20 protein-coding genes are annotated in these 24,248 nt (G+C 65.6%); 7 read left to right on the top strand and 13 right to left on the bottom strand.

The genetic code is table 11. The features are described 5' to 3' along the window. Positions 1–215: 215 nt before the first annotated feature. The 7 genes from asd to ACL58G_RS12185 all read right to left on the bottom strand — a co-directional run bounded on the left by asd (position 216) and on the right by ACL58G_RS12185 (position 7,779). Positions 216–1,337 (bottom strand): aspartate-semialdehyde dehydrogenase, encoded by a 1,122-nt coding sequence (gene asd, locus ACL58G_RS12215; RefSeq protein WP_413343190.1) that lies wholly within the window; start codon positions 1,335–1,337, stop codon positions 216–218. A gap of 140 nt (positions 1,338–1,477) precedes the next feature. Next, positions 1,478–2,548, bottom strand: coding sequence for a 3-isopropylmalate dehydrogenase (gene leuB, locus ACL58G_RS12210; RefSeq protein ID WP_440967129.1), 1,071 nt, complete (start codon positions 2,546–2,548; stop codon positions 1,478–1,480). Between the two features lie 14 nt (positions 2,549–2,562). After that, positions 2,563–3,210: a 3-isopropylmalate dehydratase small subunit gene (leuD, locus tag ACL58G_RS12205; protein WP_440967127.1), complete on the bottom strand. Its 648-nt coding sequence runs from the start codon at positions 3,208–3,210 to the stop codon at positions 2,563–2,565. 10 nt (positions 3,211–3,220) lie between these two features. Further along, the gene (locus ACL58G_RS12200) at positions 3,221–3,343 is read right to left on the bottom strand and encodes a lipoprotein (RefSeq protein WP_413383809.1); all 123 of its coding nucleotides are present in this window, start codon (positions 3,341–3,343) and stop codon (positions 3,221–3,223) included. 26 nt (positions 3,344–3,369) lie between these two features. Beyond that, the gene (leuC, locus tag ACL58G_RS12195; protein ID WP_440967125.1) at positions 3,370–4,770 is read right to left on the bottom strand and encodes a 3-isopropylmalate dehydratase large subunit; all 1,401 of its coding nucleotides are present in this window, start codon (positions 4,768–4,770) and stop codon (positions 3,370–3,372) included. A 229-nt stretch (positions 4,771–4,999) separates the two neighbouring features. Further along, the gene (locus ACL58G_RS12190; protein WP_440967123.1) at positions 5,000–6,898 is read right to left on the bottom strand and encodes a chemotaxis protein CheA; all 1,899 of its coding nucleotides are present in this window, start codon (positions 6,896–6,898) and stop codon (positions 5,000–5,002) included. Next, the gene (locus ACL58G_RS12185) at positions 6,898–7,779 is read right to left on the bottom strand and encodes a protein phosphatase CheZ (RefSeq protein ID WP_413383801.1); all 882 of its coding nucleotides are present in this window, start codon (positions 7,777–7,779) and stop codon (positions 6,898–6,900) included. Before ACL58G_RS12185 ends, ACL58G_RS12190 begins: the two co-directional genes overlap by 1 nt. Positions 7,780–8,151: 372 nt before the next feature. On the opposite strand from ACL58G_RS12185, the gene ACL58G_RS12180 reads away from it, so the two are divergent. The 3 genes from ACL58G_RS12180 (at position 8,152) to ACL58G_RS12170 (ending at position 10,611) form a co-directional block, all read left to right on the top strand. Beyond that, the gene (locus ACL58G_RS12180) at positions 8,152–8,616 is read left to right on the top strand and encodes a universal stress protein (protein ID WP_413344797.1); all 465 of its coding nucleotides are present in this window, start codon (positions 8,152–8,154) and stop codon (positions 8,614–8,616) included. Between the two features lie 136 nt (positions 8,617–8,752). After that, on the top strand, positions 8,753–9,397 hold the full coding sequence (locus ACL58G_RS12175; RefSeq protein WP_036232923.1) for a response regulator: 645 nt from the start codon (positions 8,753–8,755) through the stop codon (positions 9,395–9,397). A 419-nt stretch (positions 9,398–9,816) separates the two neighbouring features. After that, complete coding sequence (locus ACL58G_RS12170) at positions 9,817–10,611, top strand: Crp/Fnr family transcriptional regulator (protein ID WP_371767825.1); 795 nt, start codon at positions 9,817–9,819, stop codon at positions 10,609–10,611. 84 nt (positions 10,612–10,695) lie between these two features. On the opposite strand, the gene ACL58G_RS12165 is transcribed toward ACL58G_RS12170, so the two are convergent. The 6 genes from ACL58G_RS12165 to ACL58G_RS12140 all read right to left on the bottom strand — a co-directional run bounded on the left by ACL58G_RS12165 (position 10,696) and on the right by ACL58G_RS12140 (position 19,554). Further along, positions 10,696–11,796, bottom strand: coding sequence for a glycine zipper 2TM domain-containing protein (locus ACL58G_RS12165; protein WP_413383799.1), 1,101 nt, complete (start codon positions 11,794–11,796; stop codon positions 10,696–10,698). Between the two features lie 214 nt (positions 11,797–12,010). Continuing rightward, the gene (pdeM, locus tag ACL58G_RS12160) at positions 12,011–12,676 is read right to left on the bottom strand and encodes a ligase-associated DNA damage response endonuclease PdeM (RefSeq protein WP_440967119.1); all 666 of its coding nucleotides are present in this window, start codon (positions 12,674–12,676) and stop codon (positions 12,011–12,013) included. Next, positions 12,673–15,159: a ligase-associated DNA damage response DEXH box helicase gene (locus ACL58G_RS12155; RefSeq protein ID WP_440967117.1), complete on the bottom strand. Its 2,487-nt coding sequence runs from the start codon at positions 15,157–15,159 to the stop codon at positions 12,673–12,675. Before ACL58G_RS12155 ends, pdeM begins: the two co-directional genes overlap by 4 nt. Next, positions 15,156–16,787: an ATP-dependent DNA ligase gene (locus tag ACL58G_RS12150; protein WP_413383793.1), complete on the bottom strand. Its 1,632-nt coding sequence runs from the start codon at positions 16,785–16,787 to the stop codon at positions 15,156–15,158. Before ACL58G_RS12150 ends, ACL58G_RS12155 begins: the two co-directional genes overlap by 4 nt. Beyond that, complete coding sequence (locus ACL58G_RS12145) at positions 16,780–17,823, bottom strand: ligase-associated DNA damage response exonuclease (RefSeq protein ID WP_440967115.1); 1,044 nt, start codon at positions 17,821–17,823, stop codon at positions 16,780–16,782. Before ACL58G_RS12145 ends, ACL58G_RS12150 begins: the two co-directional genes overlap by 8 nt. Before the next feature lie 18 nt (positions 17,824–17,841). Next, entirely contained in the window at positions 17,842–19,554 is a 1,713-nt protein-coding gene (locus tag ACL58G_RS12140) for a RecQ family ATP-dependent DNA helicase (RefSeq protein ID WP_440967113.1), read from the bottom strand. A gap of 437 nt (positions 19,555–19,991) precedes the next feature. Between ACL58G_RS12140 and ACL58G_RS12135 the strand changes: the two genes are divergently transcribed. From ACL58G_RS12135 to ACL58G_RS12120, 4 genes are all read left to right on the top strand, one after another. Then, a complete protein-coding gene (locus tag ACL58G_RS12135; protein WP_413383787.1) occupies positions 19,992–20,438 on the top strand; it encodes a hypothetical protein in 447 nt (148 codons plus the stop codon). Positions 20,439–20,811: 373 nt separating this feature from the next. Next, a complete protein-coding gene (locus ACL58G_RS12130) occupies positions 20,812–22,038 on the top strand; it encodes a glycoside hydrolase family 30 beta sandwich domain-containing protein (RefSeq protein ID WP_440967110.1) in 1,227 nt (408 codons plus the stop codon). A gap of 32 nt (positions 22,039–22,070) precedes the next feature. Next, positions 22,071–23,615 (top strand): glycoside hydrolase family 30 protein, encoded by a 1,545-nt coding sequence (locus tag ACL58G_RS12125; protein ID WP_440967108.1) that lies wholly within the window; start codon positions 22,071–22,073, stop codon positions 23,613–23,615. Between the two features lie 11 nt (positions 23,616–23,626). Then, entirely contained in the window at positions 23,627–24,244 is a 618-nt protein-coding gene (locus tag ACL58G_RS12120) for an NF038129 family PEP-CTERM protein (RefSeq protein WP_440967106.1), read from the top strand. Positions 24,245–24,248: the final 4 nt, after the last annotated feature.

The following is a 24,248-nucleotide window of genomic DNA, read 5'->3' as shown; positions in this document are numbered from 1 at the left end:
TCGAGAGCGACGTGGCCGGAGGTCTCAGGAACATATCATCATGCACTGTGGCATGCAAGTTCCGCAGGGAGAAACATTCAAGGAGTCTGAGGTATGTAGACGGTCTATTCAGACTTATGATGTTTTTTGGATGATCCGGTGTCAATTCGCTACCGGATCCAGAATGGCAAAGGGCGGCCGGGGGCCGCCCTTCCTTCACCCGCAGGTGAACAGCATTACTTGTCCAGCACGATGCGCAACATGCGGCGCAGCGGCTCGGCGGCGCCCCACAGCAGCTGGTCGCCGACGGTGAACGCGGAGATGTACTCCGGGCCCATCGACATCTTGCGCACGCGGCCGACCGGGATCGTCAGGCTGCCCGTGACGGCGGCCGGGGTCAGGTCGCGCACCGACGCTTCGCGCGTGTTCGGCACGAACTTCACCCACTGGTTGTCGTTCGCGATGATGTCGTTGATCTCGTCCAGCGGCACGTCCTTCTTCAGCTTGATGGTCAGCGCCTGCGAGTGGCAGCGCATCGCGCCGATACGGACGCACAGACCGTCGACCGGGATCACATTGGAGCCGTTGTGACGGCCCAGGATCTTGTTGGTCTCGGCGCCGCCCTTCCACTCTTCCTTCGACTGGCCGTTGCCCAGGTCCTTGTCGATCCAGGGGATCAGGTTGCCGGCCAGCGGCACGCCGAACTGCTTCGTTTCCTCGGCCGACAGGCCGTGCTGGGTGGCCAGCACGCCGCGGTCGATTTCCAGGATCGCCGAAGCCGGGTCGTCCAGCAGGTTCTTGACGGCCGAGTTGATGGTGCCGAACTGGGTCAGCAGCTCGCGCATGTGCTGCGCGCCGCCGCCCGATGCGGCCTGGTACGTCATCGACGTCATCCAGTCGACCAGGTCGTTCTTGAACAGGCCGCCGAGACCCATCAGCATGCACGACACGGTGCAGTTACCGCCGATGAAGTTCTTCACGCCGTTCACCATCGCGTCCTTGATGACGTTCAGGTTGACCGGATCCAGCACGATGACGGCGTCGTCGCTCATGCGCAGCGTGGACGCGGCGTCGATCCAGTAGCCGTTCCAGCCGCTAGCGCGCAGTTTCGGGAACACTTCGGTCGTGTAGTCGCCGCCCTGGCACGAGATGATGATCTCGCATTTCGACAGTTCGGCAATGTCGGTTGCGCTTTTCAGCTTGGTTTCGTTCTTCGCCATCTTCGGCGCATCGCCACCCGGATTCGAGGTGGTAAAGAACACCGGCTCGATGTGGGCGAAATCGCCCTCGTCCTGCATGCGCTGCATGAGGACCGAACCGACCATGCCGCGCCAACCAACCAGACCTACAAGTTTCATTTTGATCCCTCGTTTAAGTTATTCCGCCCCAGTCGGCGTATTCCTGATTTCTTGCATGTCGGCGGGCACGGGGGTGCCCACCCTACGCTTCGAGACGCCGTAGGGTGGGCTCCCCGAGCCCACCTTCACGTAACGTCGAATTAACCCAGCGCGTTGACGACCGCGTCGCCCATCTGTTCCGTACCGACGCGCGTCGTGCCTTCCTCGTGGATGTCCGGCGTGCGCAGGCCCTGGGCCAGCACCTTCTTGACGGCGTTCTCGATGCGGTCGGCCTGTTCGGCCTTGCCCAGCGAGAAGCGCAGCATCATCGCGGCGGACAGGATCGTCGCCAGCGGATTCGCGACGCCCTTGCCCGCGATGTCCGGCGCCGAACCGTGCGACGGCTCGTACAGGCCTTTATTGTTCGCATCCAGCGACGCCGACGGCAGCATGCCGATCGAGCCGGTCAGCATCGCGGCCGCATCGGACAGGATGTCGCCGAACATGTTGCCGGTGACGATCACGTCGAACTTCTTCGGCGCGCGCACGAGCTGCATCGCGGCGTTATCGACGTACATGTGTTCGAGCTCGACGTCCTGGTAGTCCTTGTGCACGTCGGTGACGATGTCGCGCCAGAACTGGAACGTCTCAAGCACGTTGGCCTTGTCGACGCTCGTCACGCGGCGGTCGCGCTTGCGCGCGGCCTGGAACGCGACGTGGGCGATGCGGCGGATCTCGCCTTCCGCATAGCGCATCGTGTCGAAGCCTTCGCGCTGGCCCGCGAACGGACCGTCCGGGCATTCGCGCACGCCGCGCGGCTTGCCGAAATAGATGTCCCCCGTCAGTTCGCGGATGATCAGGATGTCCAGGCCCGACACGACTTCCGGCTTCAGCGTGGAGGCGCCGGCCAGTTCCGGATACAGGATCGCGGGACGCAGGTTGGCGAACAGGCCCAGCTCCTTGCGCAGGCCCAGGATGGCCTGCTCCGGACGCAGCGCGCGCTCCAGCGAGTCGTACTTGTAGTCGCCGACGGCGCCGAACAGCACGGCGTCCGCGGCCTTCGCCAGCGCCAGCGTGCCTTGCGGCAGGGGGTGGCCGTGCGCGGCATAGCCGGCACCGCCGACGTCCGCGCTTTCCAGTTCGAAGGACTCGCCCAGTGCGTTCAGCACCTTGACGGCTTGCGCGGTGATTTCGGGACCGATGCCGTCGCCCGGCAGGATGGCAATCTTCATGTTCTTGTTCTCGTTCAGATGGTGTTGGCGAGCCACGGCTGGGCGCGCAGGTGGCGTTCTTCGAAGGCTCGGATGTCGTCGGCGTGGCGCAAGGTGAGGCCGATGTCGTCCAGGCCGTTCAGCAGGCAGTACTTGCGGAAGTCGTCGATGGCGAATTCGAACGCGAATTTGCCGTCCGGCGTGCCGACGGTCTGCTTCTCGAGGTCGACGACGAGCTTGTAGCCCGGGAATGCCTTCACTTCGTTCATCAGCTGGTCGACCTTCGCTTCGTCCAGCACGATCGGCAGCAGGCCGCCCTTGAAGCAGTTGTTGAAGAAGATGTCGGCGAAGCTCGGCGCGATGATAGCGCGGAAGCCATACTGCTGCAGGGCCCACGGCGCGTGCTCGCGCGACGAGCCGCAGCCGAAGTTCTTGCGGGTCAGCAGGATCGACGCGCCGGCGTAGCGCGGCTGGTTCAGCACGAAGTCCGGATTGACCGGGCGCTTGCTGTTGTCCATGCCCGGTTCGCCGTGGTCGAGATAACGCCATTCGTCGAACAGGTTGGGGCCGAAGCCGGTGCGGCGGATCGACTTGAGGAACTGCTTCGGAATGATGGCGTCGGTGTCGACGTTGGCCCGGTCCAGCGGGACCACCAGTCCTTCGTGTACGGTGAATTTATCCATGTCCTGGTCCTTACTTGCCGCCGGCGCCCGTGATCACTTGGCCGACTTTCTGCACGTCCTTCCCGACGCCCGAAATGGTGTTGCAGCCGGCGACAGCGATGGCGATGAGTGCGAGAGCGAAAAATTTCTTCATTGTGTTTCTCGTTGTTTGCTGTGGCGTCACAACCGGCGCACGTCGACGAAGTGGCCCGCGATACCAGCCGCCGCGGCCATGGCCGGCGACACCAGGTGCGTGCGGCCACCCTGGCCCTGGCGGCCTTCGAAGTTGCGGTTCGACGTCGATGCGCAGCGCTCGCCCGGTTCCAGGCGGTCGGCGTTCATCGCGAGGCACATCGAGCAGCCCGGCTCGCGCCATTCGAAGCCGGCGGCCTTGAAGATCTGGTCGAGACCTTCGCGTTCCGCCTGTTCCTTCACGAGGCCGGAGCCCGGCACCACCATCGCCAGCTTGACGTTCGACGCGCGCTGGCGGCCGCGCACGATGGCCGCGGCGGCGCGCAGGTCCTCGATGCGCGAGTTGGTGCAGGAACCGATGAACACCTTGTCGATGCGGATGTCTTCCATCGCGGTGTTCGGCTTCAGGTCCATGTAGACGAGCGCTTTTTCCATCGCGTCGCGCTTGACGGGGTCTTTTTCCTTGTCCGGATCGGGCACGCGGCCGTCGATCGTCGTGACCTGCTCGGGCGACGTGCCCCAGGTCACCTGCGGACGGATCTCGGCGGCGTTCAGTTGCACGACGAGGTCGAACTTCGCGCCCGGATCCGAGTGCAGCGTGCGCCAGTACGCGACGGCCTGTTCCCACTGCGGACCCACCGGTGCGAACGGGCGGCCCTTGACGTACTCGATGGTCGTGTCGTCGACGGCGACCATGCCGGCGCGCGCGCCCGCTTCGATCGCCATGTTGCAGACGGTCATACGGCCTTCCATCGACAGCGAGCGGATCGTCGAGCCGCCGAATTCGATGGCATAGCCCGTGCCGCCGGCGGTGCCGATCTTGCCGATCACCGCGAGCACGATGTCCTTGGCGGTCACGCCGGCCGGCAGGTCGCCGTCGACCTGCACCAGCATAGCTTTCGATTTCTTCGCAAGCAGCGTCTGCGTGGCCATCACGTGCTCCACTTCCGACGTGCCGATGCCGTGGGCCAGCGCGCCGAATGCGCCGTGCGTCGACGTGTGCGAGTCGCCGCACACGACGGTCATGCCCGGCAACGTGGCGCCCTGCTCCGGGCCGATCACGTGCACGATGCCCTGGCGCTTGTCGTTCATGTTGAAGTACGTGACGCCGAACGACTTGGTGTTATTGTCCAGCGTCTCGACCTGCAGGCGCGAGGTCGCATCTAGAATGCCGTGCGAGCGGTCGGTAGTAGGCACGTTGTGGTCGGCTACGGCAAGATTGGCCGAAGTGCGCCATAGCGGGCGGCCGGCTTCGCGCAGGCCTTCGAACGCCTGCGGGCTGGTGACTTCGTGGACCAGGTGACGGTCGATATACAGCACGGTGGTGCCATCCGCATCGGCACGCACGACATGCGAATCCCAAAGTTTGTCGTAGAGCGTTTTTAACATAATGAGTTGCGAAGTCCAGAGAAACGACCGCTACATGCGGGCATGGTCTTTGATTATGCCATATTTGTGCAATGCGGAAGCAATGCCCTTCGAGCACGATTATTCCAATGAACTCATCCGTATAAAAATTTTGTTCGGACCCATTTGCAGGCGCACAAATAAAAAAAGCCCGCGCATTTCCTGCGCAGGCTTTTCGTAGCTTTGTGGCAAAAATGCTGCAACCCGCTTTTTACGCGGCCAACCTCACGGTAGTGCGGCAACCATCCATCAGGAACGACAGGCCGACGACCAGCACGAGCGAGCCTTCCGCCGAACGTGCCGTGCCCGTGATGCCTTCGACGTTCAGGGCCGTCATCGGCTTGATCACCAGGTCGGCCGTGCCGTCGACGGCTTCCACCGCGATGATGTACGGCTGCGGGGCGTTGATGACGATGCCCACGCGCTCGACGCATTCCTCGTAGCCGAGCGACAGCGCCAGCGAACGCACCGGCAGCGGGCGGCCCTGGTCCTTCAGCACCGGGGCGCCGCCGACCTGCATGAAGGTCTCCGGCAGTTCGACGACGCGCTCGACCACCGCCATCGGCAGGGCCAGCTGCGCGCCGGACGTCGACACGAGCATGGTCGGCACGATCGACAGTTCGATCGGCAGGCGGATCGAGAACTTCGTACCGGTCCCCAGGTTGGAGTCGATGCGGATCGCGCCGCGGTTCTTCTCGACGGCCGTCTTGACCACGTCCATGCCCACGCCGCGGCCCGAGACCGACGACGCCACTTCCTTGGTGGAGAAGCCCGGCAGGAACACGAGCTGGTACGCCTCGTCGTCGCTCGTCGCCTGGTTCTCGGAAATGAGCCCCTTCTCCATTGCCTTCTTGCGCAGCTTGGCCGGGTCCATGCCGCGGCCATCGTCCTGCAGCACGATCATGACGCTGTTCGCTTCCTGCCACGCCTTCAACAGGATGTAGGCCTTCGCCGGCTTGCCGTTGGCGACGCGGTCTTCCGGCGACTCGACGCCGTGGTCCAGCGCGTTGCGCAGCATGTGCACGAGCGGGTCGTACAGGCTGTCCACGACGACGCGGTCGACTTCCGTCTCGGCGCCTTCGATGGTCAGCTCGACGTCCTTGCCCAGGTCCTTCGCCAGTTCGCGCACGAGGCGCGGGAATTTCTGGAACAAACGGCCCACCGGCTGCATGCGGGTCGCCAGCGTGGCGCGCTGCAGTTCGGCCGAGTAGCGCGACGCGCGCTCCAGCGTTTCCGTCAGCGTGGCCATCAAGGTGGCGGCCTGGCCCTCGAACTTGAACTGCGACAGGCGTTCCAGCAGCACGGCCGCCTGGTTCGCGGCCTGCACGGATTCGCCGGCCACTTCCAGCAGCGCGTCCAGCTTGACCGCGTCGATACGGATGCTCTCGTCCTTCGCGGGACCGGTGCTGGCCGGCTTGTTGTCGTTGCGGCGCTCGACGCCGTCCCAGCCCGGCTTGCCGGATGCGGCGGGCGCGGCGGCTTCCGCCGGCGCGGCCGCTACATGCGCGGCGACGGGTGCGGCGACAGCGTCGACGACTGCGGCCGGCGCGGCGGCAGGCCCCTCGGCCGGGGTGTACGTGCCCGGCGGGACGACCGCCAGGTACATCGCTTCCCAATCGAGACCGTCGGCGCCCGGCGCGGCCTGTGCCGGTGCGGCCGCGACCGGCGCCGGGGCAGCCTTCACGGGCGCAGGCGTGGGCGTGGCCTTCGGCGCGGGCGCGGCGTCGTTGCCGGCGATGGCGTCCTTGAGCATGCGCTCGAGATCGGCCGGCATCTGCGGCAGCTGGTCCGGCGTGGCGCCGTTGTTCAGGTCATTGAGCTGGTCGGCCACGAAGCCCGACGCCTGCAGCGACGCTTCGATCGCGCCCGGCGTGACGGGAGCGGCGCCGGTGCGCAGCGCGTCGAACAGGTTTTCCGTCAGGTGGCAGGCGGCGACGAGCGCCGGCAGCCCCATGAAACCCGCGCCACCCTTGATCGTGTGGAACGAGCGGAAGACCGCGTTCAGCGTTTCCTTGTTGTCGGGATCGCGTTCGAGGTGCAGCAGATGCTCTTCGACATTCGCTGCAAGATCCATCGCCTCGACGACGAAATCCTTGAGCATTTCATCCATTAGAATCCCAGATCGGCAAGAAGGTCATCGACACTGTCCTGGTCGAGCGCCGCGGACGGCACGGACGGACCCGACATCAGTTGCTGCGGCGGCTGCGGCTGTTCCTGCGCGGCCTGTTTCTGCGCCAGTTTTTCCTTCACGTCGGGCGGTGCGCTGTCCTTCAGCAGCTGGGTCAGCTCGTTCTCGACCGTCTTCGTAATCACGACCACTTTCTTGATCAGCTGGCCGGTGATGTCCTGGAAGTCCTGGGCCATCATGATCTCGAGCAGGCGCGCTTTCTCGGCTTCGGTCGCTTCCGACACGAGCTGGGCAAACTGCTTCGAATCGCCGGCCAGGGCCTTGAACTGTTCGATCGAGAGCTTGCCGGCGAACAGGTCGTCCCAGCGGTTCTCCATGTCCTTGGCCTGCTTGGACAGCAGGTCCTGGGCCGGCATGCCGTCGTCCAGGGTGTTCAGCACCTTGTTGGCGGCCTGTTCGGTCAGGGTGGCGACGTATTCCAGGCGGTCCTGGGCGTCCACGATCTGGGACGACGCCTCGGTCAGGGCCTTGTCGTAGCCCAGCTCGCGCAGCGAATCGTGCAGCAGGCGCACGATGCCGCCGAGGCGCTCGTACATCCCCTTGTGTTCTTCCTCGCCGCCCTCGGCCGGAGCGGCAGCGGCCGGAGCGGCCGGAGCGGCCGGAGCAGGCACGACAGCCGGGGCCGGCGCGCTGGTGGCCGCGACCTGGTCGAACAGGGCCTCCAGGTCGTCGGTATCGCCACTGTCCCCGCCGGCGGCGGGTTCGGGCGCGGGCGCCGGCGTCGGAGCGGCAGCGGGTGCGCTGGCACGCTGCGCTGCCACTTCCTCGAATAATGCGTCGAAATCGTCAGCGGCGTCGGTCATAGTCCCTGCTTCTCCATAATTTAAATGTCGCGATGCGATGATCTGTGCTGTGTGCGGTACGGCTGCCGTCATTACTGACGGTACAAATTTCCGACGAGTGTATCAGCGTGGTTGCCGTAGGTAAATCTTCTGAAATGCCGGCGTTGCCGATTGGTGAGTAATCTTGGCCTGTCGACAATCTTTTACAGCATTTTCTGAATATTTTCACAAAGCAAGTGTTGTATTTTTTTATCGCGGAGGCATTTGTGACATCCGGTATTTGGGCGCCGAATGCCGAGCACATCCCTGAGCAAGATCAAGCATTTACATTCCGCCAAGAGGGGAAACGCGAACTACAATGAGAAGGTAGCGTGACGTGAGGGAGGACTCACCATGTACCAGAAAATTCTGATCACCACCGACGGCTCCTCGGTGTCGCAGCACACCGCCTGTGCCGGCGTCAAGTTCGCACGACAGATGGGGGCCGAAGTGCTCGCCCTGTTCGTCGCGCCCGAGTACCAGTACCCCGTGTATGTCGAGATCGTGCCGCCCGCCTACCCCAGCGAGGAGGAGTACGTCCAGCAGATGAAGCGCCTCGGCGAGGAGTACATGGGCTCCATCATGCGTGCTGCGGAAGGTTGCGGCCTGAAGCACGCCTGCATGACGGCGTTTTCCGACGCTGCGGCGCTGAAGATCGTGGACGTTGCGGAACAGCAACACTGCGACCTGGTCTTCATGGGGTCGCACGGCCGCAGCGGCTGGGGACAGTTGCTGCTAGGTAGCGTGACCAACAAGGTGCTGTCGCATACGACCAAGCCCGTGCTGGTGCACCGCCTGATCCGGGAGCCCGGCACCTGACGCGCCTGCCGCAGTAACCGCGGCTCCACGGCGCGGCATCGGACAGCAGGCGTTGTCCGAAAAAAAGGCAACGTCAGTGTTGCTTCTGTGATATCTTTTTACCTTCATTTTACAATTGATCCCCAAGGGACATCCTATGATTCGCATTGTCATCGCCGACGACCACACGATCATGCGCGAGGGCCTCAAGCGTATCCTCGACGGGGCGCTCGACATCGAGATCGTCGGCGAAGCCATCAACGGCTTCGAAGTGCTGTCGCTGGTACGCCAGGGCGGCTTCGACCTGCTGCTGCTGGACCTGTCCATGCCGGGCCGCAGCGGCGTCGACCTGATCCGCCAGGTGCGCAGTGAAGCGCCCAAGCTCGCCATCCTGATCCTGACGATGCACGAGGAAGAGCAGTACGCCGTGCGCGCCATTCGGGCAGGCGCCCAGGGCTATCTCACCAAGGAAAGTGCCGGCACGCAGCTCGTCGGGGCGATCCGCAAGGTGGCATCCGGCCGCCCGTACATCAGCACGGAAGTGGCCGAGCAACTGGCGCTGAACATCATGGCGCCGAACGAACAGCTGCTGCACAAGCAGCTCTCGGATCGCGAATTCGAGGTATTCTCGCTCCTCGTGGGCGGCAAATCGATCACGGAGATCGCCAACAACCTGCACTTGTCCGTCAAGACGGTGAGTACCCACAAGACCCGCATCATGCAGAAAATGGGCATGACCTCGCTGTCCGAAATGGTCCAGTACGCTGTGGCGCATCGTCTGCTTGCGCCGATGAAAGCCTGAACGGCTCCGCACGAAACAGATTTGACATTCTGGCGACACTTTTCGTGCCCTGCCCCGGCGCTTTCCGGCCACGCAGGGCCTGCCGTCCGCTCGCGTAATCCTACACGCGCCTCACTCTTGATTCCCCCTCCATCGGCAGCTTGGCAGTAAGAAAATTCCTACAAGCTGACGCTCCCTCCTACTACACATTCAGCCGTTGCTGATATTAATGCCGGACTCGTGTTGGCATACTGACTTCAGCGTTTCGACTTGCCTGCGGTCCATATCCGTATCCAGTCAGCTCTGTGGCTCCGATACCGCACTGGCACCACCGGACCGCAGCTTGGTTCTTTGAAATCCTAAACCTGGAGATGAGTATGCAGTCCCAGCTAACTTCAGAACAACGTAACGCCTCCCCGTCGACCCTGCACTCGTCACAGATGGAAGCCGGACGCCAACGCCAGGGCCGTCTCTGGTCGAACCTGAAAGAGGTCTGCGACCTGCTCCACATCCCGGCCGCCGTCTCGATGAACACCGAGGAATTGCTGTTCCAGCACGTACAGTTCAAGACCGGACAGCGCGTGCACACGATCGGCCAGGCTTTCGACACCCTGTACATCGTCAACTCCGGTTTCCTGAAAACCGTGCTGATCGACGAATTCGGCAACGAACAGGTGCTCAGCTTCCCGATGAAGGGCGACATGCTCGGCGTCGACGGCATCCACACACGCCATTACGCGTCGGAAGCCGTCGCCCTGTCCGACTGCGACCTGATCCTCGTGCCGTTCAAGAAACTCACCGCGCTCGGCCGCGTGCATGCCGAGCTCGAGAATCTGATGTACGGCGTGATGAGCCGCGAACTGGTGCGCGAACAGGCCATGATCGGCATGCTCGGCGCCCTGTCGGCCGAAGCGCGCGTGGCCCGGTTCCTGATCTCGCTGGCGGAACGTTTCGCCGCGATGGGGTATTCGAGCAAACTGTTCAACCTGCGCATGACGCGCCATGAGATCGGCAGCTATCTCGGCCTGACGCTCGAGACGGTCAGCCGCACCTTGTCCGCCTTTAACGAAATCGGCCTGATCACCGTCGACCAGCGCACCATCGGCATCAAGGATCCGGACGCCCTCAAGACGCTGCGCCGCCTGCCGCCGTCGCGCTCGCGCGCCAAGCAGAACGCCAAGCACAAGGCCGAAGCGGACAGCGCAGGCGACGGTCAGGTCCTGGCCACAGTCTGAACCGTTTCCCGCGTCAAACGAGAACAGCCGGTTCCTCGCGGAAGCCGGCTTTCTGTTTTCTGATACGGACGGATCAGTCGCGCATCAGTCACGGATCAGCACGCCATCGCTGACCTTCACGCGGTCGCCCACCCGGAAGCCCGGATTGTTTTCGTACGGTATCGTCTGCGTGGCACCGTTGGCGTAGCGCACGACGACTTCGAAGCGCTGCCGCGCGTTGGCATTGCGTTCGATCTCGCGGCCCGCGATCGCGCCGCCGACGGCGCCCGCGACGGTGGCCGCCGTGCGTCCGCTGCCGCTGCCGACCTGGTTGCCCAGCAGGCCGCCCACGACGGCGCCGGCACCGGTGCCCAGGTAGCTGCCGTCGCCGCTGACCTGCACGACGTTGACGGCTTCCACCGTCGCGCAATTCGTGCAGTAACGCGCCACGCGCGGCTGGTTATTCGGATTGAGGCCCTGGCCGTTGCCGCCCGCCATCAGCGGTTGTCCCAGCGTGGCCGTCGAATAACGGCCATTGGCGCGGATCGTGGCGGTGACGGCCGCATCCGGCGCGATACGGTCGTCGCGGCGGATCGTGTACAGGCCGCTGTACTCGCCCGGCCGCACTTCCGGCAGGAAGAAGATGCCGCGCGAACCGGCAATCTGCACCTCGACCTTGGCACCCGGCGTGCCGCGCACGGTGAATTTCAATTCGTTGCCCGGACCGAGATCGTCGCTGCCGCGCACGTCGAAGCGCTCCACATGCGGCATGTTGGACGCCGTGCGGTCGCTGCGGTCGTCGCGGCCCGGTCCGCGCACGATCGATTCGGCCAGCAGGCGCGTCGTGACCATGTCGTTCACGCGCAGGTTCGCGGTGACGGCGCTGCCGGGGTTGATGCGGTCGTGCGTGCCGATCGTGTACGTGCCCTGGTAGGTGCCCGGCGACGTTTCCTGCAGGGTCAGGTTGCGCGTGGCGCCATCGATGCGCAGGGTGGCATAGCCGCCCGGCGTGCCGTACAGGTCGAAGTTCAGCTCGGTGCCCGGTTCCAGCCGCCGCACTTCGTCCACGTTGAAACCATCGATGCGGGGTGCCAGCCGCGCCGCGCGCGGGTGATCCTGCGCTTGCACGGGCGTCGTCACGGTCATCGAGAGCAGAGGCAGCGCGGCTACGACGGCCGCGGCCAATGTCTGTCGGGTTGTTGCCATGGGGTCCTCCGACTTCGTCTTGTTGTCGATAAGACCAGCTTACGCCGCGCACTGGACGGGCTCGGTGCGATAGCGAACCTATCTCGGTGGAGAGACGGAAGCTGATGGCGATGCATGGCGAGCGCGGGCAAGGCGCGAGGAGGCCGCATGGTCAATCCATGCAACGACGAGCAACGCAGCACGAGCTCGTCAGGCGCGCCAGCAGCGACGTCGACTACCGAGATAGGTTCGCCTTAACGCTGTGCACGGCTTCCCCGGAGGTAATAAAAATGCGATCGGCCTCCTCCGGACGGATGGCGTGTCCACCGGTAAAAGATCCGAAAGACGGCAGGATCATCCGATCGGGACCTAGGACGAAGCACGGCAGCCGCAGGGCGTCGAAACGTGTCGCCAAGACATACACGGGATGCACGTGACCCGCCAGCACATAGCCGGGCGCGTCCAGGTCCGGGTGGTGGCAGAACGACAGCGGGCCGACCGTGTACGGCTCGTCGACGAGGTCGATGCCGAGCACGTCGGCCGGGTCGCCCGCATGCTTGTCGTGGTTGCCGCGCACGAGCGTCAGCACGAGGTCGCAGCGCCGCCGGCGCCATGCGAGCAGCGCGGCCTGCGTGCCCGCCGCGTGCGCCGCGCGCGCATGCAGGAAGTCGCCGAGGAACAGCACGTGGTTCGCGCCGGTCGCATCGATGAGGGCATCGAGGGCGTCGAGGTTTTCCATCGTCGTCCCGCGCGGGACGGGGATGCCGAACGAGCGGAACGCGGCCGCCTTGCCGAAGTGGATGTCGGCGATGGCCAGCAGTTTTTCACGCGGCCAGAACACGGCTTTCTGCGGCAGCAGCACGAGCTGTTCTCCGGCAACGTCGACGGTGACGCCGCTCATGCCCCGGCCGCCTTTTCGAGCTCGCGCACCATGCGCGCGACGCGGTCCGCCAGCTTTTCCGTGCTGACCTTCTCGCGGAAGCGCTCGACCATCAGCGGAAAGCCGAACGGCGTCGCGCGCTTCACCTCGCGGAAGGCGATGCGGCGCGCATGCAGTTCGACGAGCGTGTCGCGCAGCCGCGTGAGTTCCAGTTCCTGCTCCAGCACTTCGCGCTGGGCCTGCGTGAGCAGCAGGTTGCCGCTGTCGTGCTTGCGGAAGACTTCGAAGAACAGCGACGACGACGCCTGCACCTGGCGCATGGATTTGTGCTGGCCCGGATAGCCCTGGAAGATGAGCCCCGCGATGCGCGCCACTTCGCGGAAGCGCTGCTGCGACAACTGCGTCGCGTTCAGGCTGTCCAGCACATCCTCGAGCAAATGCGACGTGTCGAACAGGCCGACGTCGGCGCCCGTCTCCGCATTGAACACGGTCGCCCAGTCGACCGCTTCGGGCGCCAGCAGTTCGAACCCGTAATCGTTGACGGCGATGGAAAAGGTACTCGGCATCACGCGCCCCACGCGGTACGCGAACAGCGACGCGAGCCCCGTGTGCACGGCCCGTCCCGCGAACGGATACAGGAACAAATGATACCCCTCGCGGCTCTTCATGCTTTCCACGACGAGCACGTCGCTGTCGGGCAGCGCCGACCAGCGCGCCTGGATCTCCAGCAGCGGCTGCAGCGCGCGCATTTCCGGCCCGTCGTAGATGCCCTCCCTGGCCAGCTTGAGTTCTTCCAGCGCCGCATGCGCGAGCTCGGACGACAGCGGCATCTTGGTACCCATCCAGCGGCTGACGGCGCCGCGCGTCGAGTCCGAACGCTTCACGTACGCCGTCATCTCGTGCACGCGCACGAGTTCCAGGATGCGGCCGGAGAACAGGAAGCGGTCGCCCGGCTTCATGCGCCCGATGAACGATTCCTCCACGCTGCCGATGCGGCCGCCGCTCACGTACTTCACCTGCATCTGCGCATCCGACACGATGGTGCCGATCCCCATGCGGTGGCGCCGGCCGATCTTCACGTCGGGCACGCGGTAGACGCCCTCCTCGTCCGGCAGCACGCGCTTGTACTCCGGATAGACCGTCAGGCTCTGGCCGCCGCGCGCGACGAAGTCCAGCGCCCACTGCCATTCCTCCGGCGTGAGGAGGCGGTACGACCACGCGCTCGTCACTTCCTCGTAAAACTCGTCGGACCGGAAGCCGCCGCCCAGCGCGACAGTGACGAGGTGCTGCACGAGCACGTCGAACGGCTTGTTCGGTACCTGCCGCGCTTCGATGCGGCGCGTCGCGACGGCGCGCTTGGCGCCGGCCGCTTCCAGCAATTCCAGGCTGTTCGTGGGCACGAGCGTCACGCGCGAGATGCGGCCCGGCGCGTGGCCGCTGCGGCCCGCGCGCTGCAGCAGCCGCGCGATGCCCTTGGCGCTGCCCACCTGCAGCACGCGCTCGACGGGTAAAAAGTCGACGCCCAGGTCCAGGCTCGCCGTGCACACGACGGCTTTCAGGTCGCCGCGCTTGAGGCCCGTCTCGACCCATTCGCGCACCTCGCGGTCGAGCGAGCCGTGGTGCAGCGCGACGAGGCCGGCCCAATCCGGGCGCGCCTCGATGATGTTCTGGTACCACAGCTCCGATTGCGAACGCGTGTTCGTGAAGACCAGCGTCGCGGCGTGCCGCTCGATCTCGTCGATCACGGGCTGCAGCATCTGCAGGCCCAGGTGGCCCGCCCACGGAAAGCGCGCGACGCCCTGGGGCACGAGGCAGTCGACGACGATCTGTTTTTTCAGGTCGCCTTCGACGAGCACGCCCGCCTCCGGATCGCCCAGCAGCACGCCGCGCGCTTCCGCCAGGTTGCCCATCGTGGCCGACAGGCCCCACACGACGAGGCCCGGATTCCAGCGCCGCAGCCGCGCCAGCGCGAGCTGCACCTGCACGCCGCGCTTGCTGCCCATCAGCTCGTGCCACTCGTCGATGATGATCATGTCCAGGTGTTTGAACTGGTCGCGCGCGGCCGCGTGCGACAGCAGCAGCGACAGGCTTTCCGGCGTCGTGATCAGCGCACCGGGCAGCGCCTTGGACTGGCGCGCGCGCTCGGCCGCGCCCGTGTCGCCCGTGCGCGCGCCGATCGACCACGTGCCGATGACGTCAGGGCTCGCGGCGCCCAGCTCGGCCGCCGACACTTCCAGCGACCGCTGCGTGTCCGCCGCCAGCGCGCGCATCGGCGTGATCCACAGCACGCGCAGGCCGGTATTCGCACGCCGCGTGCGCTTGGCGCCGCGCAGCAGCGCGGCGAACCAGACCGCGTACGTCTTGCCCGCGCCGGTGTTCGCGTGCAGCAGGCCCGATTCGCCGGCCAGCGCGGCCTTCCACACGGCGCGCTGGAACGGGAACACCTTCCAGCCGCGCGCGGCGAACCACGCGTCGACGGCCTGCTCCGCCTGCGTCCTGCTCATGGCCCGGCCGCTCCGAGCAGGCCCTTCAACGTATCGAGCGTATCCGCCTCTTCGACGGGCTTGTCGTCACGCCGCCGCAGGATACGGGGAAAGCGCACGGCGATGCCGGCCTTGTGGCGCGTGGACAGCGCGATGCCTTCGAAGCCGATCTCGAACACCAGCGTCGGCCGCACCGAGCGCACGGGACCGAATTTTTCGACCGTCGTCTTGCGGATGATGTTGTCGACCTGCGCGATCTCCGCGTCCGTGAGGCCCGAATAGGCTTTCGCGAACGGGACGAGCTTGCGCGCGTCGCCCTCGCCATCCCACACGGCGAACGTGTAGTCCGTGTACAGCGACGCGCGCCGGCCGCTGCCCGCCTGCGCATAGATCAGCACCGCGTCGACGGCATACGGATCGATCTTCCACTTCCACCACGTGCCCACGTCCTTCGTGCGGCCCACGCCGTACTGCGCGTTCCGCGCCTTCAGCATCATGCCTTCGACGCCGCGCGCCCGCGACTCCGCCCGCAGCTTGCCGAGATCGTCCCACGAGTCGGCCGTCACGAGCGGCGAGATGCGAAGCTGCGGTTGCGCCGCGCCCGTGACGAGCGTCTCCAGCAGCGCGCGCCGTTCGTGCTGGGGCAGCGCGCGCGTGTCGACGCCGTCCAGCTCCAGCAGGTCGTACGCGAGCAGCACCGCGGGCAGCTCGGCCAGCAGTTTGGCGGAGAGCGTCTTGCGGCCGATGCGCTTCTGCAGGTCGGCGAACGGTGCCGGCGAATCGCCCGTCGTCCAGATCAGCACCTCGCCGTCGATCACGGTGCCGTCCGGCAGGGATAGACTCGCGAGCTCCGGGAAGCGTTCCGTGATCAGGTCCTCGCCGCGCGACCACAGGTAGTTCTGGCCGCCGCGCCGCACGAGTTGCGCGCGGATGCCGTCGTACTTCCACTCGACCTGCCAGTCGCCCATGTCGCCCAAGGCAGCAGGCTCGCCCTGCAGCTGGTGCGCGAGGAAGAAGGGGTAAGGCTGGCCGCCGCGCAGCTGGTGCTCGTTGTCGGTCTGCGCCGCGATCAGTTGCAGGAACCCCGTCGCCGTCGGTTTGACACGGCCATCCGTCCAGCCCATCAGGCGCTGCGCGATCAGTTTCGAGTCGACCGCGGCGATGGACGCCAGCGCGCGCGTGACGAGCAGCTTCGACACGCCCACGCGAAAGCCGCCGCCGATCAGTTTCACGAACAGGAAGCGTTCGCGCCACGTGAGTTCGTCCCAGTACGAGAACAGCGCTTCCCGGATCCTGCCCGGATCGGCGCCGCGCAACGGGCCGATGCGCTCTTCCATCCACACGGCCAGGCCCACGTCGCTGTGGCGCTTGGGCGGCGGCAGGATGTGGGCGATGGTCTCGGCCATGTCGCCGACGGCCGCATACGATTCGTCGAACAGCCACTCGTCGAGGCCCGCGTATTCGATGGCGTACTGGCGCATGAGTTTACTCGGCACGGCCTGGCGCGGCTTGCCGCCCGCGAGGAAGTACACGGCCCAGGCGGCGTTTTCCGGGGCGGCGCTGGCAAAGTAATTCTGCAGCGCCTCGAGCTTGCGGTTGGTGGCGGTGGTTTCGTCGAGTTCGGCGTACAGGCGGGCGAATTCACGCATCCTTCGCCTCCTCCGCCTGCGGTTCTTCCGGCGTGGCCGTGACGGCTTCGTCATCCTCCTCGCCGTATTCCGTGTCGAACGCTTTCGCATCGAGGCCGATCTGGCACAGCCAGCGCACCATCACGGGTATCGAACCGTGCGTGACGATCACCTGCTGGGCGCCGGTGGCGTGGATCGCGTCCAGCAAACCGGGCCAGTCGGCATGGTCGGACAGCACGAACCCGCGGTCGACGCCGCGCCGCCGACGGGCACCGCGCAGCAGCATCCAGCCGCTGGCGAAGGCGTCGGAATAGTCGCCGAAGCGGCGCGTCCACGGCGAGCCGGATGCGGACGGCGGCGCCAGCACGAGCGCCGTTTTCAAATCCGCCTTGTCCGTCTCGCTGACCATCTGCGTATGCGGCAGGACCACGCCGCCCTCGCGGTAGATGCGGTTCAGCGGCTCGACGGCGCCGTGGCAGACGATGGGCCCGACAGAAGGGTCCAACCCACAGAGCAGGCGCTGCGCCTTGCCGAATGCGTAGGCGTACAGGATGCTCGTGCGGCCTTCATCGGCATTGCGGCGCCACCAGCGGTTGATGTCGTCGAAGACTTCCTGCTGCGGATCCCAGCGGTAGATCGGCAGGCCGAACGTGGATTCCGTGATGAACGTGTGGCAGCGGACGGCCTCGAACGGGGCGCACGTGGCGTCCGGCTCGACCTTGTAGTCGCCCGACGCGACCCAGATCTCGCCCTGGTGCTCCATCCGGATCTGGGCGGAGCCAAGCACGTGGCCGGCCGGGTGCAGCGAGATCGTCACGCCGTTGTGGACGACCTTGTCGCCGTATTCCAGGCCTTCGATGTTGATGTCCTGGCCGAGGCGCGACTTCAGGATGCCGACGCTCTGCTGCGAGGCCAGGTAATGCTTGTGGCCCCAGCGCGCATGGTCGCCGTGGGCATGGGTGATGACGGCCCGGTCGACCGGCCGCCACGGGTCGATGTAGAACTGGCCCGGCACGCAGTACAGGCCTTCCTTCCTTACGATGACCATGTCGCCCATGCGTTCGGCGTCCTCCTGTTAAACCGGTGTAACGAAATCGGCGAGGAACGCGCGCTGCTCGCCGTCCGGGAACTCGATGTGGACCTGGTCCCCGGCCACGGACAGCACGACGCCTTCGCCATACTTCGGTACCGTGACGCGCGCGCCCACGTCGAACGCGGGGCCGGCCGGCGCGTCCGCGTCCGGTTCGCGGTCGAATTCGTCGTCGCGGATGTCGATATCTTCCGTCAGCACGGCGGCCGGCGGATTCAGGCAGTTATCGCAGCGGCAGCACTTCTCGAAGCCTTCGACCTCGTCGCCGAAATAATCGAGCAGCAGCTTCCAGCGGCAGAAACCGCTCACGGCATACGATACCATCTGTTCGAGCGCTTCCTTGTCGCGCTCCTGCTTCTGGCGATACACCTCGGCCATCGCCGCGAACAGTTTATCCTCGGGCGACGCGCTGCCGGGCAGGTACGCGAGCTTGCGGTTCTGGCGCAGCAGCTTCGCATCCTTCAGCAGTTTCAAACACACCTTCAGATGCGGCCCCGCGAGTTCGCCGGCGACGTCATCCACGCGATCCGGCGTCGCCGTCCCGCTTTCCGTGAGCGCGTGCACGGCCTCGTACACGGCGCGGATCTCGTCCGCCGTCGGATAGTGCTTCACGAGGAAGAACTGCTGCACGCGCTTGTCGTCCTGCAGGAACAGCAGGGTGCAGCTGGCATCCCGGCCGTCGCGGCCCGCGCGGCCCGATTCCTGGTAATAGGCTTCCAGGTTCGCGGGGATCTGCAGGTGGATCACGAAGCGCGTGTCCGGCTTGTCGATGCCCATGCCGAACGCGTTCGTCGCCACCATGACGCGCCGCTCGTCGTTCATGAACAGCTCCTGGTTCGCCTTGCGTTCGGCGGCGTGCAGCTTGCCGTGGTACAGGGTGACGGATTCGCCGGCGTCCAGCAGCAGCTGGTGCATCTCCTCGGCCGCCTTGACGGTCGCGGCGTAGACGATGCCCGTCCCCGCCGTGTCGCGCACGAGGCGCAGCGCTTGCTGCAGTTTCTCGTCCGGGTTCGTCACCTGCACGACCGCGTACTGCAGGTTCGGCCGGTAGATGCCCGTGTTGATGACGTTCATGCGCGGGCGATTGAGCTGGCGGCCGATGTCGTCGACCACGTCTTCCGTCGCGGTGGCCGTCAGCGCCAGCACGGGCGGGCGGCCCAGCGCCCCGATCGCGCCGGCCATCTCGAGATAGGCCGGGCGGAAGTCGTGGCCCCATTGCGAGATGCAGTGGGCTTCGTCGACGACGACGAGGGCGATTTTCACGGCCTTCAGCACATCGACGAATTCGGGCATGACGAGGCGCTCGGGCGTGCAGAACACGATCTCGCAGCGGCCCTCCGCGATCGCGGCCAATGCGTTCCTCTCCTCTTCCGCCGACAGGCTGCTGTTGACCTGCTCGGCGCGGATACCGAGCTCCCCGAGCTTTTCCAGCTGGTCTTTCATCAGCGAGATCAGCGGCGAGACGACGACCGTCATGCCGTCCAGGATGCGGGCGGGGATCTGGTAGCACAGCGATTTACCGCTGCCGGTCGGCATGATCGCCAGCGTGTCCCTGCCATCGAGGACGCTGTCGATCACGCGTTGCTGGCCGTCGCGCAGGTGTTCGATGCCGAACACCGTATGCAGCAGGCGGCGGATGGTGTTGCGGCGAACCGCGAGTACACCCTTGTGGAGGAGTTTGGGATCGTGTGTGGTCATGATGATGCCAATGTAAGCCTGAGCACGGCCACACACCATAGGACGCAACCTACAGTCACCGTAGGATGCCGTGCACGAGCGACCACAAGCGTTCATACAAGGCGACGAGCTTTATTCCTACAGAGTGACGGATTGCCAGCCGATAGTTTCTCTCAAGAACACGTTCTAAGATGACATCAACATCAACCCGACAGCAATCCGCATTCGGAGGTTCATCATGGTCCGCTTCCTGCCCGCTCCCTTTACCGCAGCCTGGCTCGCGCTCACGAGCGCGGCGACGTGGCTGCTGTGCGAAACCGATGCGTTGAATGGCTTCGCGCCGCTGTTTTACCACTGAAGACGCCACGTATCCGCTCGTTGCCTTCCGTATCATTTGTTACAAATTAACAGTTGAACAATATGAGGAGGTCGCCATACCTGAGCCAGGAGGACTCATCATGAAGTACGCCCTGATATTCGACGATGACGCGGCCGCACGCCGCCACAGTGTCACCCTGCTCAAGTCGCTCGGCTACGTTGTCGCCGAGACGACGACGGCGCAGGCGACGCTGAACGCCATGCAGGCGCTGCGCTTCGACGTGATCCTCACCTCCAGCGCGCACGCCGCCGGCGACCGGCGCTCGCTGCCCGGCGAACTCTCGCGCCTCGCGCCCGACACCCCCACGATCCTGCTGCTCGACGAGGACGAACCCTTCCCGCCGCTGTATCACGCGTTCAGCGCCACCGTCACGAAACCTGTCACCGTGCGTGCGCTGCGTCATGCGCTGGAGTTCGGGCTGGACGGTACGGGCGCCCATCCGGTCCCCTCGCGCCCCCACGTCGAGCGGCGCGACGGCCAGCGGCGCCGGCACGCGCGCGACATGGCCTCCACCCGGTTGGCATAAATACAATTTGTGAATTATCGCTAACAATCTTTGGTTTGATCAGGCATCCACCGAGGCATAAGATAGTTGTCATAAAATGTTATCGCAAACATAATTTTGTGAAATAACAGTAAATAACAATAATCGGAGGAGATATGCCGCACACCCTGATCCCGCAACGCCGACCGCGTCCCCCCTCTCGTCCCGCCCCGCGCTGAGCGCGCGACCCGCCAGTCCGCTTTTTTTCACGGTGATCCTGTGCCCCCACAGCGGGCACGGGCGTCGCTCGTCCTGCCCGCCGGCGATCCCGGCATGGGTCCGCAGCAAAAGCAGCACACGCAGTGAACTCCGGGCCGCCCCCGCCCGGCAATCAACCCGAACCACGGAGATGTTCATGCCTCATGCTTTTTCGCGCACCACCCGCCGCGTCGCGTCGGCGCTCGTCATGTTGTCCGCCATTGCCGCCGGCGCGTCCGCGCAGACGGTCGCCATCAACCCGGCCACGACGTACCAGACCGTGCGCGGCTTCGGCGGCTTCAGCGGCGCCGGCTGGGCGGCGGAGCTGACCGCTGCCCAGGTCGACGCCGCGTTCGGCACCGGCACGGGCCAGATCGGCCTGTCCATCATGCGCCTGCGCATCGATCCGGATCCCAGCAAGTGGTCCACGCAACTGGCGTCCGCGCAACTCGCCAAGGCGAAGGGCGCCATCCTGTTCGGGACGCCGTGGACGCCGCCGGCGAACATGAAGACGAACAATAGCCTGGTCCAGGGAAGCCTGTTGCCGAGCCGCTATGGCGACTACACCACGCACCTGCTGAACTTCGCGAGCACGATGCAGGCCGGCGGCGCCGCCCTGTACGCCATCTCGATCCAGAACGAACCCGACTTCGCCCCGGACTACGAAAGCTGCCTGTGGAACTCGCAGCAATTCATCGATTACCTGTCGAGCCAGGGGTCGCGCTTCGGTACCTACAAGGTGATCGCGGGCGAGTCCGCCACCTTCTACAAGCCGCTCACCGATCCGGTCCTGGGCAGCGCGACGGCCGCGCCGCAGTTCGACATCGTCGCCGGGCACCTGTACGGCGTGAACCCGAGCGACTATCCCCTCGCCCGCTCAAAGGGCAAGGAGGTGTGGATGACGGAGCACTTCACCGACAGCACGTCCAGCGCCAACGACTGGTCGAAGGCGATGCCGGTGGCGCTGGAACTGCACAACAGCATGGTGGCCAACTACAGCGCCTACGTGTGGTGGTACATCCGCCGCTCCTACGGCCTGCTGACGGAAGACGGCAACGTCAGCAAGCGCGGCTACATCATGGCGCAGTTCGCGAAATACGTCCGCCCCGGTTCCGTGCGCGTCGCCGCGACGGAAAAACCGTATGCCGACGTCTTCGTCACCGCCTACAAGAACACCGCCGGCAAACTGGTCGTCGTGGCCATCAACAATGGCACGTCGCAGCGCCAGCTGCAGCTGCAGGTCGGCAGCGCCGCCCCCGGCTTCACGAAATACCGCACCACGTCGACCGACAACACCGGTTATGCCGGCCAGTACACGGTGACGGGCGGCGTCGCGACCGCGTGGATCGATCCCGGCAGCGTCAACACGTTTGTAAGTCAGTAAGTCAATAAAACCAACCCAGGAGGAGATGAGTCATGCTGAAACAACGATTACTACGATGGAGCCTGCCCCTGCTCGCGATGTCGGCGCTCCCCGCGGCCATCGCGCAGACGGTCGCCATCGATCCCGCGACGACCTACCAGGTCATCCGCGGATTCGGCGGGCATAACGGCGCGGGCTGGATCGCCGACCTGACGCCGGCGCAGGTCGACACCGCGTTCGGCACGGGCCCGGGCCAGATCGGCCTGACGGTCATGCGGATGCGCATCGACCCGTCCAGCACCGCGTGGGCGACGCAGCTGCCGACGGCGAAGCTGGCCAAGGCCAAGGGCGTCACCCTGTTCGCCACGCCGTGGACGCCGCCGGCGTACATGAAGACGTCGAACGCCATCGCGCACGGCAGCCTGATTCCGAGCTACTACCCGGACTACGCCACGCACCTGCTGGGCTTCGCGGACTACATGCGCACGAACGGCGCCCAGCTGTACGGCATCTCCGTGCAGAACGAGCCGGACTGGGATCCGGACTACGAAGGCTGCACGTGGACGTCCGCCCAGTTCATCGACTTCATCAAGTCGCAGGGCCCGCGCTTCGCCGGCCTCAAGCTGATGGCGCCGGAATCGCTGGGCATGCGCAAGGTGCTGTCCGATCCGATCCTGAACGACGCGGGCGCGGCGGCCCAGCTCTCGATCGTGGCGGGCCATCTGTACGGCACGACGCCCAGCGACTACCCGCTCGCGCGCGCCAAGAGCAAGGAGGTGTGGATGACGGAACACTACACGGACAGCACGTCGGACGCCAACGACTGGGCGAAGGCGATGCCCGTCGCGATCGAGGTCCACCGGAGCATGGCGGCGAACTACAGCGCGTACGTGTGGTGGTACATCCGCCGGTTCTATGGCCTGATCACGGAAGACGGCAACGTCAGCAAGCGCGGCTGGATCATGTCGCAGTACGCGAAATTCGTGCGGCCCGGCTACGTGCGCATCGGCGCCACGCAGAACCCCTACCCGGACGTGTACGTGACCGCGTACAAGGGCGGCGACGGCAAGGTCGTCGTCGTGGCCGTCAACAACGGCACGGCGCAGCGCCGCGTCGACCTGACGTTCGGCAGCGGCGCGCCGCGCACCCTGCAGCGCTATGTCACGTCGGCCGCCACCAACGAGAGTTATGCGGGCGACTACCCGGTCATCGCGGGCGGCGCCAGCGCCGACCTGGAACCGTCCAGCGTCAGCACCTTCGTGAGCCAGCCGGCCGGCGCCGACCTCACCGGCAGCGTGAAGATCGTGCAGGGCGGCCTGACGGCGAACCGCTTCACGGGCCAGTTCAGCGGCACGGTGTCGTTCACGAATACGACGGGCGCGACGCTCACGGCATCGACGCTGCGCCTCGTGCTGGAAGGCCTGACGGCGGGCGTCACGCTCGACAACAGGCAGGGTGACGTGAACGGCGTGCCAACCATCGCGCTGCCCGTGAACCAGCTCGCGCCCGGCGCCACCGTCACCGTGACGACGACGTTCGGCAACCCATCGAAGGGCGCCATCGCCTATACCCCGAAACTCCAAGGCATCACGTTCTGAAAGACTTCGCCATGATCAAGTACCTGACCTCCTTCTTCACACGCGCCCTGCTGGCGCTGGCCCTCGCCGGCGGTGCGAACACCGCGTTCGCCGGTCCGATGGCCCACTTTACTGTCGACACGACGAGCCTGACGGGCACCGGCTATCTCGACCTGACGTTCGCGGCCCTGGCAGGCGCGGCGCCGGCAACGGCCACGCTGACCCATTTCACGGGCGCGTTCGGCGCCACGGCGCTGCCGACGGGCGACGTCGGCGGCGACATCGGCGCCGCGGTCACGCTCGGCAACGGGCAGACGTTCAACGAACTGCTGCAGGCGGTGACGTTCGGCGGCCTGTTCAGCTTCGACGCCGCGTTCGACATCGCGCCCGGCGGCACGATCGGCACCGGCTTCGGTATCGCCCTGGTGAACGCGGCGCTCGACAACTACGTGCCGGGCACGATGGGCAACGTCGCGTCGATCGACCTGATGCCGGGCGCACCGGCCACGGTCTGGGCCGACACCGCGTTCGTGACCGCCACGAAGGTACCGGAACCGGCCAGCCTGCCCCTGTTCGCGACGGGCTGCGTACTGGCCGCACTGGCACTGCGGCGCCGGAACCGGGGTCAGAGCCCGAATTTGGGAAATTGATCAA

The organism is Massilia sp. GER05 (assembly GCF_052056005.1).
GTDB classification, from domain to species: domain Bacteria; phylum Pseudomonadota; class Gammaproteobacteria; order Burkholderiales; family Burkholderiaceae_D; genus Telluria; species Telluria orientalis.
The sequence above is the reverse complement of the archived record's forward strand: the minus strand, read 5'-3'. Positions and strand labels throughout refer to the sequence as shown.